Origin of the sequence: Paraburkholderia sp. CI3 (genome assembly GCF_050436505.1) — a bacterium.
Taxonomy (GTDB): domain Bacteria; phylum Pseudomonadota; class Gammaproteobacteria; order Burkholderiales; family Burkholderiaceae; genus Paraburkholderia; species Paraburkholderia tuberum.
In genome coordinates this window covers 2,471,884-2,485,804 of record NZ_JBNDMI010000003.1, presented here as the reverse complement: position 1 = coordinate 2,485,804, position 13,921 = coordinate 2,471,884, and the positions used below count along the sequence as shown (strand labels likewise).

General features: G+C 60.4%; 11 protein-coding genes. 2 read left to right on the top strand and 9 right to left on the bottom strand.

From position 1 onward, the window contains the following. Nucleotides 1–20: 20 nt before the first annotated feature. Nucleotides 21–2,408 (top strand): TonB-dependent receptor, encoded by a 2,388-nt coding sequence (locus OKW29_RS20060; protein ID WP_429292252.1) that lies wholly within the window; start codon nucleotides 21–23, stop codon nucleotides 2,406–2,408. Between the two features lie 196 nt (nucleotides 2,409–2,604). Here the strand turns inward: OKW29_RS20060 and OKW29_RS20055 are convergent, their stop codons facing one another. The 4 genes from OKW29_RS20055 to OKW29_RS20040 form a co-directional block, all read right to left on the bottom strand. Then, entirely contained in the window at nucleotides 2,605–3,066 is a 462-nt protein-coding gene (locus OKW29_RS20055) for a hypothetical protein (protein ID WP_429292251.1), read from the bottom strand. Further along, nucleotides 3,029–3,616 (bottom strand): lysozyme, encoded by a 588-nt coding sequence (locus tag OKW29_RS20050; protein ID WP_429292250.1) that lies wholly within the window; start codon nucleotides 3,614–3,616, stop codon nucleotides 3,029–3,031. Before OKW29_RS20050 ends, OKW29_RS20055 begins: the two co-directional genes overlap by 38 nt. Next, nucleotides 3,616–4,032 carry a hypothetical protein gene (locus OKW29_RS20045; RefSeq protein WP_429292249.1) on the bottom strand — a complete coding sequence of 139 codons (417 nt, stop codon included), beginning with the start codon at nucleotides 4,030–4,032 and terminating at the stop codon, nucleotides 3,616–3,618. The genes OKW29_RS20050 and OKW29_RS20045 overlap by 1 nt, the downstream gene beginning before the upstream one ends. 203 nt (nucleotides 4,033–4,235) lie before the next feature. Next, nucleotides 4,236–4,445 (bottom strand): hypothetical protein, encoded by a 210-nt coding sequence (locus tag OKW29_RS20040; RefSeq protein ID WP_429292248.1) that lies wholly within the window; start codon nucleotides 4,443–4,445, stop codon nucleotides 4,236–4,238. 50 nt (nucleotides 4,446–4,495) lie between these two features. Between OKW29_RS20040 and OKW29_RS20035 the strand changes: the two genes are divergently transcribed. After that, a complete protein-coding gene (locus OKW29_RS20035; RefSeq protein WP_429292247.1) occupies nucleotides 4,496–4,681 on the top strand; it encodes a hypothetical protein in 186 nt (61 codons plus the stop codon). 153 nt (nucleotides 4,682–4,834) lie between these two features. Here the strand turns inward: OKW29_RS20035 and OKW29_RS20030 are convergent, their stop codons facing one another. The 5 genes from OKW29_RS20030 to OKW29_RS20010 form a co-directional block, all read right to left on the bottom strand. Next, the gene (locus OKW29_RS20030) at nucleotides 4,835–6,196 is read right to left on the bottom strand and encodes a sigma-54-dependent transcriptional regulator (protein ID WP_429292246.1); all 1,362 of its coding nucleotides are present in this window, start codon (nucleotides 6,194–6,196) and stop codon (nucleotides 4,835–4,837) included. Continuing rightward, entirely contained in the window at nucleotides 6,186–8,051 is a 1,866-nt protein-coding gene (locus OKW29_RS20025; RefSeq protein ID WP_429292245.1) for a sensor histidine kinase, read from the bottom strand. The genes OKW29_RS20030 and OKW29_RS20025 overlap by 11 nt, the downstream gene beginning before the upstream one ends. Nucleotides 8,052–8,141: 90 nt before the next feature. Further along, nucleotides 8,142–9,467 (bottom strand): 2-hydroxycarboxylate transporter family protein, encoded by a 1,326-nt coding sequence (locus OKW29_RS20020; protein WP_429292539.1) that lies wholly within the window; start codon nucleotides 9,465–9,467, stop codon nucleotides 8,142–8,144. 142 nt (nucleotides 9,468–9,609) lie between these two features. Beyond that, complete coding sequence (locus OKW29_RS20015) at nucleotides 9,610–12,315, bottom strand: CoA-binding protein (protein ID WP_429292244.1); 2,706 nt, start codon at nucleotides 12,313–12,315, stop codon at nucleotides 9,610–9,612. A gap of 40 nt (nucleotides 12,316–12,355) precedes the next feature. After that, entirely contained in the window at nucleotides 12,356–13,648 is a 1,293-nt protein-coding gene (locus OKW29_RS20010; protein WP_187631586.1) for an ATP citrate lyase citrate-binding domain-containing protein, read from the bottom strand. Nucleotides 13,649–13,921: the final 273 nt, after the last annotated feature.

Genomic DNA, 13,921 nt, shown 5'->3' with positions numbered 1-13,921 from the left:
GCCGGCAGGAGACAATAACGATGAGCATGCGATCACAAGCACGCCGCAAACGCCGGCTTCAGCGGCGTGCCGGCATCACCCTCTGCGTCGGCGGCGCGCTCGCCGGTCTGTCCACGAGCGTATGGGCGCAGGCGGAGCCGCTGGTCGCGGCGTCGGCGCCGGCCGCGGCGTCTTCCGCTGCGTCTTCCGCTGCCTCGTCCGGCACAGCCGACGGCAACGCCAACAGCAACACCACACCCACCACGACCCTCGCGCCGATCGTCGTCGTAGGCACCACGCCGCTGCTCGGCATCGGCACACCGCTCACGCTGGTGCCGGCCAACGTGCAGACGGTCCACGCGGCCGATATCCAACGGCAGGGCCGCCAGACACTCAGCGACTATCTCGCGGCGAATCTGCCTAGCGTCACGATCTCCGACGCGCAGGGCAACCCGTATCAGATGAACCTGTTCTATCGCGGCTTCACCGCGTCGCCGCTTCTGGGCACGCCGCAAGGTTTGTCGGTATTCGTCGACGGCGTGCGCGTGAACGAACCGTTCGGCGACGTCGTGAACTGGGACCTGCTGCCGCAACAGGCGATCGACACCATGCAGCTGATCCCCGGCTCCAATCCGACTTTCGGCTTCAATACGCTCGGCGGCGCGCTGTCGATCACGACGAAAAACGGTAAGGACAACCCGGTCGGCGAGGCCGAAATTCAGGGCGGCTCGTGGGGACGCAAGGCCGCGCAGATCGAACAGGGCGGCACGATCGGCCAGAACCTCGACTACTACTTCACCGCCAACGCCGCGAACGACAACGGCTGGGCCGAGCAGAACGAGAGCCGCATCCGCCAGGCGTTCGGCAAGCTGCGCTATACCGACGCCGACACGACGCTGTCGTTATCGGCCGGCGGCGCGGACAACGATCTGCACGGCGCGCAAACCATTCCGCGCTCGTTCCTCGGTAACCCCAGGCAACCGTACACGTATCCCGATCAGAATCAGAACAGCGCCGGCTACCTGACGCTGTCGGGCGATCATTACTTCAACGACACCGTCGAGCTGAGCGGCAACGCGTACTACCGGCACTTTCGCAATGCCAACACCAGCAGCAACGTCAACAACGACTACGGCACGATCAATCCGGACGGCACTGTCGACACATTGCAGGCGACCAACGTACAGTCCACCGTGACGACCGACAGCTACGGCGCGAGCCTGCAACTGACGCTGCTCGGCAAGCTCGGCGGCATGCAGAACCAGTTCATCGCGGGTATGGCCGTCGATGCCGCCGACTCGCGCTTCACGCAGTCGTCGCAGGACGCGACGTTTACCGATTCGCGCGCGACGGTCGGCATCGGGAATTTCGCTCAGCAGACCAACGCGAACACGCACAACACGAACTACGGCATCTACCTGACGGACACGCTTTCGCTGACGCCGCAGTGGTCGCTGACGCTGTCGGGCCGCTACAACTGGGCCGATGCGACGATCGGCGACGAATCCGGCACGCAGCCGCAGCTCGACGGCCACCATACGTTCTCGCGCTTCAATCCGGCGGTCGGCATCAACTGGAATCCGACGCCGGCGCTCACCGCCTACGCGACCTACAACGAGGGCATGCGCTCGCCGACCGCGATCGAGCTGGCCTGCGCAGATCCGAACGCGCCGTGTTCGCTGCCGAACGACTTCATCTCCGATCCGTCGTTGCAGCCGGTCATTTCGAAGACCTATGAAGTCGGCGCGCGCGGCAGGATCGGCGGCAACACGACATGGAGCGCGGCTGCCTACAGCACGACGCTCGACAACGACATCGAGTTCATCAGCAGCAACGGCGCGGGCAGTTCGCAGGGGTTTTTCCAGAACGTCGGGCGCACGCGCCGGCAAGGTGTCGAACTGGCTGGGCAGACGAAGTACGGTCCGTTCACGGTGACCGGCAGCTATAGCTACGTCAATGCGACCTACCAGTCGACATGGGTCGAAAGCAGCCCCAGTAACTCGAGCGCCGACGCGAACGGCAACATCACCGTGCATCCCGGCGACCACATCCCGAGCATTCCGGCGACGACCGTCAAGCTGCGGCTCGATTACGCGGCCACCGCGAAATGGCGAATCGGCACGAATCTGACGTGGCGCGGCAGCATCTACGCGCAGGGCGACGAGAACAACCAGGACGTGAACGGCAAGATCTCCGGCTATCAGTTGATCGATATGGACACCAGCTACCAGGTGACGAAACAGTTGCAGGTGTTCGCGTCGGTGTCGAACCTGCTCGACAAGCGCTATGCGAGCTTCGGCGCGCTCGGGGAGAACTTCTTTACCGGACCGGGCAATACGTTCAACGGCACGGCGCCGGTCAACGAGCAGTTCGTCGGGCCCGGTGCGCCGAGGGGGTTCTGGGTGGGGATGAGGTATGCGTGGAAGTAGCGACGCGTCGCGTGGAGGATCGCGTGGCTTCGCTCCTTCCGACCATGCTCCACTTCGGCGGGGCACCGCAAAGCCGGGTCACGAAGCGACCCGCACCACCACGACTGCGCATAGGCCATGTCGCCCATGAACTCGATCCCGCGAGCACGAAGCCATTAGGCATCAAACGCGGTTGGTGTGTGCATAGCTATGACCTTCAACCCGTTTTGATCGAATAGAGGTCGAGCAGGAATTCGTTTTGCTGCTTGCGAATTGAATAATGGCAACGAGCCCCCATGACATCGTACATATCCACATGTGTTTTTGGCGGCTCTTCAATATTCCAATCATAAGCCAGTTTAGGGGCTAGATCGCAAGCCTTTGCCGATTCATCTTGTGCGCGCATGTACCGGTCGAGCTCAGCCTTGCTCGCGCCTTTGATGCCACGTGCGGACTTAATTGAATTTGCCAGTTTCCTGTTGTCGACTTCAAGGGATTTTGCATGATGCTCATAGCAATCAAGATCTCCAAATCCGCCACCGCCCAGGTACTGCATGCAATTTGAATCGTTGATCACCTCATCGGCAAATATCGACCGAAAGTTACAAAGCGCCATGACTAGCACGAAGCACTTCAAAAATTTATTCAATGTCGATACCGCTGCCATGTCGAGCATCATAATTTCCTGTTCCAAAAAGTCGTGCTTCAAGGGCGCGCCGCCACTCAATCCCTCGGGCGCGATACACTCGAATATAGGCAGGCAATGCGGCATAATTCCCGGTGTTAACCTTATCGACCAATTGCGCAATACCCGTTCCCGGGCCCGCGTTGTAAGCCATGCTTACTAGAGCATCATATTCGTATTGGTGTAATGGAACACACACACGGCGATTAATCGCAGACTCGCATTCGGCAAAATTTTTTCTTGTAAGCTCTCGCGCACGCTCTACGGAAATCGTATCACCTACGTGCAAGTGATCCGAAGATATAACTTTATGACCGAACGCAACTGTCGGATACCCCTTGCTATCGACGTAAACCTTTAGAATCATTCCATCGACAACGGGCATACCTCTATAGTTGCCATTCAAAACACCGCTTTCACATACCGCCATAAAGCCAATTCCGTCATTGGAAATCTTCCACGACTTGCCAAGCCTATCCGACTGAAGAATTACAAGTGAATTCGGGTTGGTGTCTGTTAGTGCTGCTCCCAGTGCATCCGACATCACGCCTCCCTGTGACCAATAAAAAGGCGAATGGATCGCGCGCCCTCTGTCTGATAGCGCTTGGTGCGTCCCTGCAAATCGGTAATGCCGTGAACAAGTGCGCCCGATGGAAGTCGGGCGGTGTAATACGTATCAGGGAGTACCTTACCTCCTGTATCCGTTAGCGTGAACCGCTGATCGAAGCGATTCCGTGAGCGTCCGCGACAGTCGCACGCCCATGCGTAACCCAGGGCTTCGGCCATTTCGTAACCGTTTGAATACGACTTCAGCCTATCGAACGGAAACCATTCGCCGGTTTCGACGTTCAGCGCCATTGCGGATGGCATTGGCGGAAAGTTTGAGTAGACTGAATAAGTGATACGGCAAAGCAGGCATTCTTCCTCGCCTCCGGTTTCATCCTGTTTCTGTTGTTCCATTTGACCTCTTCTGATTTTCCAGAAAACACCCGACGAATTAACCATCCGAAGGAGTCACGGTCAACAGTTTTAATTTAAGATAGAGCCGTTTTGACAAGGATTGACGATTGCATCCAGACGTTATCGCTGAACGCATCCAGCCGCATGTATTGATACATCAGTTGCGCCTGCCCCTTGCCTCACGACAACGACCAGGGATCAACCTAGCCACCCTCGATCACGAAATGTTTCGCGTCGGGATTCGAGGGGAATAGGCGCCAGTCCTCATCATCAGGTATCGCATCCGCAAGAATGACTAGTCGCATATCTCTCGCCAGCAAAATGACGGTATCACCGTTCTCGCCCGCCTCGATATCCAAAACGGCCGTTGGGCCATGTGTTACAAGGAGATCGCGGATTCGTTGCGTTTTCACTCTCGACTCGCTTCCGATGCCGCGAAGTCTGAGTAAGACGCAACAATCGCGTGTCCCTGCTCGATGCGCCGACGGAACAAACCGTCACTGTCGGACAGGTCGCGTCGCGTTACGACGAGGTGCCTGGCAGTGTGCCGAAATATCGTTATATCGAATCGTGCGACCGGCTGTGCCGGTTTGTCCATTCGGCTGCGACATCGCCGTTGCCGGGTAGTCAGTTGCTGCGTGGAAAGTAGGACTTGGTCAGACAGACGATCTCAGATCGTCGGTCTCAGTGCGGCCATCAACCGTCATTCGTTCGCGTCGTTACTCGGACATTCACACGTCCGTTCCACCCAGGAAGCAGCCACGATTCGCGAGATTGAGCGCTGCATGATCGGGGCGCTCCCTCAAGCGTCGAGTCCTTCGCTTTGCTCGTCTGCGCCCGGAAACTTCAGTTGACGCACCTTGTGATAGAGCGTCTTTTTCGGCATTCCCAGTTCAGCGCTGGCCTCGGCGATATTCCCGTTGTGCCGCCGCAGCATATCCGCGATCAGCATGTGTTCGAAATGGGCAAGTTGCTCCGCAAGCGTTCCGGTTTTAATCCGCTGCCCGCCGGCCGGCAGCAGGCGGTCGCCATCGAGCCCAAGGACAAAGCGATCCGCGACGTTCTGTAATTCCCGCACATTGCCCGGCCACTGATGCGTCATTAGCTCCGAGACCTGGGATGCAGACACAATCGGAGCCGACAGCCCAAAACGAAGTGCGGCAGCGAGTACGAAATGCTCGAATAGCAGCGGTATGTCTTCTCGACGTTCGCGCAGAGGGGGTAAATCGATCAACGCGACGTTCAACCGATACAGCAGGTCAGCGCGGAAACGTCCGTCTGTCGCAAGTTCGACGAGATCTGCCTTCGATGCCGCCACGATCCGGCAATCGACAGCTATCGCCTCGTTCGAGCCCAGTCGCTCAATCTGGCGTTCCTGCAATACCCGCAGCATCTTGATCTGCAATGCGATCGGCATGGTTTCGATCTCGTCCAGAAAGAGCGTGCCGCCGGTGGCCCATTCGATCTTGCCGATGCGGTTCTTGATTGCACCCGTGAACGCACCGGCCTCATGACCGAATAGCTCACTCTCGAATAGCTGCTCCGGTAAGCCGCCACAGTTGAGCGCAACGAAATGATGATCGCGGCGCCCACTGAAATCGTGCAGTCCACGGGCGATCAGTTCCTTGCCCGTGCCCGTCTCGCCGGTAATCAGCACCGACACTGAGGTATCCGCCAGCCGCAGGATTTTCCGTCGAACCTCGACGATCGCGGGCGACTTGCCGAGCACAAGCGCCTCTATTCCCCGCCAGTTGTGCAGCGCCGCGCGCAAACCCTGCACTTCGAGCGTCAAACGGCGCTTCTCGACAGCGCGTGTTACACGACTCGCGATGTGGTCCGACGAAAAAGGCTTCTCGATGAAATCATAGGCGCCCGTTCGCATCGCCCCCACCGCTGTCGCGATGTCCGCGTGCCCGCTGATCAGTACAACAGGGATCTGTGGATCGATCGCAAGGACACGTTCGAGCAATTTCAGACCGTCGATGCCCGGCATCCGTACATCGGACACGATCACCACCGGTGCACCCGGTGCGACCTCCGCCAGCGCCGCGGCCGCCGACTCATACGCCCGCACTGGAAAGCCAGCCAAAGCAACCGCCTGCTCGACGCCGAGACGCACGTTCTCATCGTCTTCGACCACAACAACGCTAATCTCATCGCCCATTGGCTGCCTCCTGCTCCGTCGCCACGGAGAATTCAATAGTGAATTGTGCGCCGCCGTTGGGTCGGTTTGCGGCGGAGATTCGCGCCCCAAAGCCGTCCACAAGACGCGAGGTAATCGCGAGCCCGAGACCCAGGCCGCGGCCTCGCGGCTTCGTCGTCACGAATGGTTCGAATAGATGCGCCAGAACCTCCGGCGCGATGCCCGCGCCACTGTCGCTGACGGTGAACCGCACACGGCTCGGCCGTTCGGTTCTGGAAGCTTCGATCGCGATCACGCGCTTATCCTGATCCGCGACGGCATCCAGCGCATTGCCGAGCAGGTTGACGATCACCTGCTGCAGCTGGCTCGGCTCTGCGCATATCGTCGTGCCGGCCGGGATCAGGACATCGAGTTGCACCTGCTCATCGCGAATCCGTGCTTCGTAGATCAGCACCGCATGCGCGACCGCTTCATTCAGTGACACCGCGACACGTTCGAATTCAGGCTTGCGGGCGAAGGTCTTGAGTTCGCTTGTGAGTATCGCCATGCTGTCGACGAGCCGCGAAATTCTTTCGAGGTTTCCGATGGCAGGCGCAGGCTGATTGCGTTCGAAAAACGTCCGTGCATTGTCGCAGAGCGTTTTGATGGCAACGAGCGGCTGGTTCAGTTCATGCGTCAGACCGGCCGCCATTTGTCCGAGCACCGCGAGCTTGCCCGCATGCACGACCTCTTGCTGGGAATCCCGCAGTAGCTGCTCGGTGCGTGTGCGCTCGACAATCTCCTCCCGCATCCTTTCATTGGCCTGCGTCAGTGCCGCCGTGCGCTCGCGAACCGTGATCTCCAGCCGATCATTGGCGCGGCGCAGCGCGTCCTGTGCCCTGAGTTTTTCCGCTATGGCGCGGCGGCGCTGGATCGCATAGAGGCAATACAGTCCGATGATGAGGAAGCCCCCCGTGACGAACGCAAGCGCGATTTGTTGCTGGCGCCGCGCGCTGGACACGTCGAGCAGAATCATGATCGAATCGCCGGCCTGGGGCGCGGTTCGCGACATTGCCAGATATCGCCGCTCGTGGCCTGGGCGACCCCAGTCGGGAAAGCGTGCAAACCACGCCGAAGTGTCCCAGTCACCGAGACGCCGGTACGGCAGCGCTTCTACGCTACGGCCGGCATATTGCCGCGATGCCTGGATCTGGCGTTGCTGCTGTGCCGTTATCGGTCTAAGCGACGTGAACTTCCACGCCGGAACCGTGGAAATGACAATCACGCCGTTACTATCGATCACCATCGCCGCGACGCCCGGCACTCTCCACGCGGATTCAAGCGCGTCTACGCTGACCTTGACGGCCGTGGCCCCGATCGGCCCGCCATCCTCTCGCACCGCGCTCGCGAAATAGAGGCCAGGCATGCCGGTGTTCGTGCCGATACCGAAGAACCGGCCCGATCCATGTGCGAGCGCGTCCTGGAAATACGGTCGATAAGACACGTTGGTGCCGACGAAACTTTCTGGCCGATTCCAGTTGCTCGCGGCGATGACCAGGCCGTGCTGGTCGATCACGTCTACGGCAACGCTGCCGGCCTCGCGATTCACGGCGTCAAGATAGGTATTGACCGTCTGTAGAAGTCCGGCCGGTGGGTGGGGCATCGCACTCAACAACGCGCGCACGCTTTCCTGCTTCGCGACGATCGAAGGCATCATCTCGTAGCGTCCGAGCTCGCTCCCGAGGCTGGCAGCATACAGGTCGAGCCGGTGTGCGCCGATCTCCACGAGCGCATCGATCGAACGGTCCCACGCAAACTCGACCGCGGCGGCAGCCACACCGACGTAAAGCGCGGCGGCGGCCATCCATCCCCACAACGGAATACCGCTTATTTTCATGCCCAAGGTCGCCCCGCGGCGCTCGATTGCAGAATGACTGCCGATCCCGACGTGGGGAACGGCGTCCCGACGCTTGCCAATAGCAACTCATCATCCCATGCGCGCTAGAACGACCAACGTGACCGTGACGACAATCGCCCCGCCAATGCGGGTGGCAATCTGCGCAAACGGCATCAGTTGCATGCGGTTGGCCGCCGTGAGGATGGCGACGTCGCCGGTCCCGCCCTGCCCACTGTGACAGGCGTTCACGATAGCTGTGTCGATAGGGTACATCTTCAACATGCGCCCGACCAGGAAGCCGGTCCCCATCAGTGTGGCCACCGTCGCGACGATCGTGACGATGTTCGCCGGCGTGAACGCAGCCATCAGTTTGTCCCACGGCGTCATCGCCACGCCGATCGCGAACAGCAGCGGATAGGTCACGGCCGTCGAGAAAAACTTATATACGACGAACGCGCCTTCCTGCAATGGCGGCGATACCGCCCGGGCGAGCTTGACCAGCACCGCGAGAAACAGCATGGCCACCGGCGCGGGCAGCCCGAACATGTTGCGACACATCAGCCCGAGCAGGTACAGCGTGATGGCAGTGATTCCAGCCGCCGCGATGTGGGAGACGTCGACGTGCCCGCGAATTTCTTCCTCCACCGGGTTCATCTGGTCCACCTCGCCGGCTTGCAAACGCCCCTGCCCCGTGAGATGCGGAAAGCGTTTGCCGACCATATCGAGCGCGCCCGCGAAGATGATCGCGGTGAGACTGCCAAGCATCACGGGCGGCAGCACCAGGGCGAACAATTCGCCCTGCGGCAGATGAAGGATTTCGGAATAGCCGATCGACAAAGGTATCGCGCCTTCGCCGATGCCGCCCGCCATGATGGGTACCACGACATAGAAAAACGTATGGCGCGCGCCGAGCCCGAGTGCCGTGCCGACCAGCGTCCCGACGATGCCCGCCGCGACCGAGCCGAGCCCGAGCGGAATGAAGATTTTGATGAAGCCTTGAATCAGCACACGCCGGTCCATGCTCAGAATGCTGCCTACGATGATCGACGCAATAAACAGGTACAGGAAGTTGGTCGATTTCGTGAAATCCGTGGTAAGCGTGAGGATTGGCTTGGGCAATAGGTGGTAGTAGGTCAGCGCGGAAGGTATAAAGGTCGCAAAGATCGCGGCCGCGCCGATATTGCGCACGATCGGCAGGCGCTTGCCGATCTCCGCGCAGGTGAAACCGAAGAAGGCCAATACGGCGATCGCCATTGATATCTCGCCGGGCAGCTTTCCGGTGATCGCGAAACCCGCGATCAGCGCGAGCAGGATGACGTAGACCGGCAGCGGAATAATGCCGATCCGGTATTCCATCAGTTTCCACCAGCCCTCAGGCCAGAATCGGGGCTTGATTTCGGGTTGCGGCGCCGGCACCGGTACCGGCTGTGATGTGTGTGGAGTGACTGGCACGACGTGTCTCCTCGGCGTTTGAAGCCCGGTGCTGCATTCCGATAAATCAGTCGAATGCGGCCCGGTCTTCGGACTGATCAGTCGATCGTAATACAGCTTTTGGCTCTCACGCGACGAATCGCACGTTTGCCTGAGGTGTGCGAGTGTCCAGGTTGCGACCGCGATTCAAGTGGTCGTCAACCTCCGCGGCGCAGCCGATCATCCGGCCATACAGGAACACGGTAAAGGCCGCGGTCTCCAGCGCCTGACTGGAGAACTCGCCAGCCCGATGGCGCGCCCACAGCATCTTCAGCAACACCGAGGCAATCAATGCATCCACGTTGACCGCGAACACGTTGCGCGTGACGTTTTCGTCGTACAACGCCTGCACCAGCGCACGGTAGTAGTCGTGAAAGACGTTGTACTCGCCCCGAGCCTCGAAGCGTTGACGCACGAACGCCTCACGGGGATCGACGTTGATGGGCTTGCCCTTGAACACCGGATGGTTGATGCAGGGCAGTGCCGTGGCTTGCTGTGCGCCGACCTCCTTGCGTTGTGTCCGCTCCTCGCCATATGCACGTGCGAATCCGGCAGCCATCGCTTTCAGGTCGAGACCGTGCGCCGGATCACCGGGATCGGTCATCGCGACCTCCTTGAAACGCTCAAGCAGGAACGCCACTCCCTCGAAGCCATTGCCGCCATGCGCGTAGCCCGCGTGGGTGAGAAAGCCGACCATCGCTTTGTTGAGTTGGACTCGTTCCGGCGTTTCGGGACCGTCCGCCGATACCGCGCCCTTCGCGCCCTGCGCGGAGATCGCGCCCGGTCCGTTCGTGAGCAGCAGGCCCACGAGTGTCTGAAATCCAAACAGCTCAGCTTCATCCGGCTTACCCCCAATCAACGCGGCGCACGCAACATCGGTCAGCGAGCGCTGTCCTAGCACCTCGTCCATCGCGATACCGCAGAAGCGTCCCGCTTCATGTTGTCCAGCGTCGACCGACGCGCCGATCAGCGTTCCGAACAGGCGCATCCACCATGGCAGGTTTTCGACGGTCATCCGCGATACGCGTTTGCGCATCAACGGCCCCCACGCGAGCGTCGTGGTGATTGCAGCCAGCACGGCATCGGCGTTCGGGTGTCCGTCGAGGCCCTGTAAATAGCGGATGAACACGGACTTCGCTTCTCTATCCGTCAGGCCAGCGAGCATCGCCTGGGCCTTTTCGTCGGGCGCCTCACACGTGAGCAACGCGCGCGTCTCGGCATCGGACTGCAGCAACGACAACTCGAAGTCTTCGTCGAGCGCATCACGCAGGCCGGCCACGGTGCCGAGGTCGACGAACGCTTGCGCAGCCCGTCGCGCGCGGTCCGCGCGACGAGGCCCGACAATGCTCGCCGCCGCCGCGAGGACGCTATTCGGCGCGTTGCCCGCGTCGCGCGCGGCTTGCGCCGCCGCAAGCGTCGCGTCGCCATGCAGGTTGAGTTCGGCGCCGACCGCAACACTGACGAGTTTCGCGTCGTTTGCGCCCCCCGGTTCGTGCAACAGCGCAAGGCAAAGGTTGCCCTCGAGCGAATACTGCGCGGCCTGTAGCACCGGCACGCCGTGCAGACTTGTCACCTGCGTGTCCGGGTCCATCTGCGATGCGCCCGAAGCGTCCTTCATATTCTGGCGGGGCAACACGATGCCGACCTGCTGGTTTAGCGCGGCGATCTGTGCGTCATACGGCGGCAACGCTGTGACAACCGGCAGGTCGAGCTCGGGCGGCAATGCAATTCCTATTGACGAGCGAAACCATGGCTTGAGCGCGAGACTGCCTTCTGGCGCGAAGTCGGGCCGCGCGCCGTTTTCATGCATCACCGCCGTCAGGGCCGCCGGAATGTGGGCGATATTGGTTACGAGCGCGCCTTTTGCGCTGCACACCGGATCGTCCGGTGTGAACGGTCGATCGACGCCAAACTTCTCCATGAACCAGCGCTCTTTTGATGCAGCGTCGTCGTTGCCGCCGGCCAATGCTCCCGCATGGCCGACCGCGCGCGTCAGTTTCTGCTTCCAGCGGCCGACCACGCAGGCGACCACCGGCTTGCTGAAATTCGCTTCGAGTTCGTAGTACCCGCCCGGCTCCGAGTACAGCACGGCCGCCTTGCTGCGCGCGTCGTTGGCGAGCGCGAACGCGAACTCCGGCGCCGCGAAATGGATATAAACGTCCTTACCACTCGACATCAGCGTAGTCGTTCCCCAGCCGGCCATTCGCAGGTACGTCGCGATCGTTGTCGTGAAATTTCCCGAGTTCGAGAAGATCGCGATCGAGCCTTTCCTGAGTGCCTCGTCGGGGCTATCGCCGCCGAGTGCGCCGCCGATGCGCACGCGGTTCCACGCATCGGCAATGCCGAGGCTATTGCCGCCGAAGATGTCAATGCCGTTTTGCTGTCCCATCGCACGTATTTCGCGCGAATCGTGCACGGACAATTTCTCCGTGACGATGAAGATCTTCTTCAGTTCTGGATTAACGCGAATCAGTTCGGCCACACCGTCGCGCGCGGCGGATGGCGGCAAATAGATCACGCCGCAATTGAAACGATGGCCGTCCTGCAGCCCTTCCAGCACGCTGTTGTACACGGGGATATTGCCAAGCGAAGTCTCCAGCACCTGTCCGCGGCGTCCGGGCGACGTGCCGAAAACCACGTTACCTCCCGAATACGCGTGGCCCACCGGCGTGACTTGCCGCGACTCGCCCCCGAGTATGTTCAGCACGCACACGCGGTCCTCGCGGCAGGCAGCCTGCGCGAGCGAACTGATGCCGACGTAGTATTTGAAATCTCCTGCACCTTGCCTGTACATGGTCTTCCTCCAGATTGATTAATGCTCGAGTCATGACGGCTCAGGCCTGGGCGGGCGCGCCTTGCGCACTGCTGAGCGTCGCGGAGACCAGCTCGCGGCCGCCTGCTTTCATCCACGCGTCCGCCGCCTTCGCGTACTGGATGACTTCGCTGATATCCGAATCGAACCCGAAAATGCTGTAGGGCAGGCCGAGCGCATCGCAGGTGTCACGCATTGCACCCATGCCGCGTACAAGATTAGGGCCGCCGCGCCCGATCACCACGTAAAGCGGCGTCGGTCCGTTCTTGCTGAAATGCTCGCGCAACGCATCGGCCATTGCGCGCAGCGTCTCGAAGATATCGGTGTTGTTCGACTTCCCGCCGATGATGAACAGCACGTTGGTCTGTTTCAGCCAGTGCTTGAAACAGATGCGAGCCACTTCCTTCATCTTTTCGTAGGGAGGATTCCCACCGAAGTCCGAGGAAATGATCGCGTCGTCGCCCAGGATCTCCGACACCAGCGAGTTGGCCCCGCCGCCAAAAGTCGGCGCGAGGATCGTGCCGCCTTCGTTGATCACGTAGACGTCGCTTTGACCCTGGTAGGTCCGCAACTGGTTGATCTCTGATTCGAAATCGGAATAGTCGACCGAGAACACGTGCGCGGGTATGTCGAGCCGCTGCCAGCGAACGTCGTCGCGATCAAAGCCGCATTTGAAATCGCACGCGACTGGCGTCAGCCGGCCATCGCGACCGGCCTGCATGCGGATCGGGTTTAGCTCTAGCGTCGTCATACCGAAGTTGTGATAGAGCTCCCACAGTTTCGGCAGGTGTTGCACCAGCGGCGAGATGATTTCCTTAGGCGCGTTCAGGCGCGACAGCGCGTTCGCGACGACGAACGCCTTCAGTCCGGTGAGCGGATCGAACGGCACGTGCACGATCATGCTCGGATCAAGTTCTTCGATGTCGACGCCGCCGTGATGCGTGAGTGTCATCGTGGGCGCCCTGAAGCGCGTCGAATCAGTGATCGAGAAATACACTTCGTGCTGCGCCGGCACGGCGCCTTCGAAGGTCACGCCATTAGCCTTGGCGGTCTGATTTCCATGCCGATGTTCGGTGAAATACAGGCGCTCCTTCTCCTTCAGTGCGGTTTTCAGGTCGCTTGCTCGCCCGATGAGTCCCGCCTTGCCCTTTTTGCCTATCCCACCCTTGAACATCGGCTTCACGAATACCGAGCCATGACGATCGATCAGGGCTTTGATCTGCTCTTCGCTTGCGTCAGGGCCGAGAACTTCGGCAGTGGGAAAACCACCGAATTTCAACAGTCTTGAGCCGTACAACATACCAGTGACTTGCATATCGTCTCCTTGTGGGTTGCTTTCTGAATGGACTGCGGGGTGGCATCGTCGGGCGTGCCGGATACAGTGACGAACAATCGACGGACGCATCTGTCCCGCCGTCCGCGGGAGGCAGTTGGTGACCAGGGCAGAGTGGGAAAAGTCGAGTTGCGGCTTAGTAGCGCCGCGCGCGTGAGCGCGGGGGGATAAATCGAATCATGGATGTCGTCTCCGCAGGTGAGTCCTATGTGGACTGCTTTAATGGCGTTGAATGCTCTATGCGTTAAACAACGC

Bases quoted from the DNA above. Each gene is read 5' to 3' on its own strand.
- OKW29_RS20045 (WP_429292249.1), bottom strand. From the start codon at position 4,032: ATGGAACAACAGAAACAGGATGAAACCGGAGGCGAGGAAGAATGCCTG.
- OKW29_RS20030 (WP_429292246.1), bottom strand. From the start codon at position 6,196: ATGGGCGATGAGATTAGCGTTGTTGTGGTCGAAGACGATGAGAACGTG.
- OKW29_RS20010 (WP_187631586.1), bottom strand. From the start codon at position 13,648: ATGCAAGTCACTGGTATGTTGTACGGCTCAAGACTGTTGAAATTCGGT.
- OKW29_RS20025 (WP_429292245.1), bottom strand. From the start codon at position 8,051: ATGAAAATAAGCGGTATTCCGTTGTGGGGATGGATGGCCGCCGCCGCG.
- OKW29_RS20060 (WP_429292252.1), top strand. From the start codon at position 21: ATGAGCATGCGATCACAAGCACGCCGCAAACGCCGGCTTCAGCGGCGT.
- OKW29_RS20050 (WP_429292250.1), bottom strand. From the start codon at position 3,616: ATGTCGGATGCACTGGGAGCAGCACTAACAGACACCAACCCGAATTCA.
- OKW29_RS20015 (WP_429292244.1), bottom strand. From the start codon at position 12,315: ATGTACAGGCAAGGTGCAGGAGATTTCAAATACTACGTCGGCATCAGT.
- OKW29_RS20055 (WP_429292251.1), bottom strand. From the start codon at position 3,066: ATGATGCTCGACATGGCAGCGGTATCGACATTGAATAAATTTTTGAAG.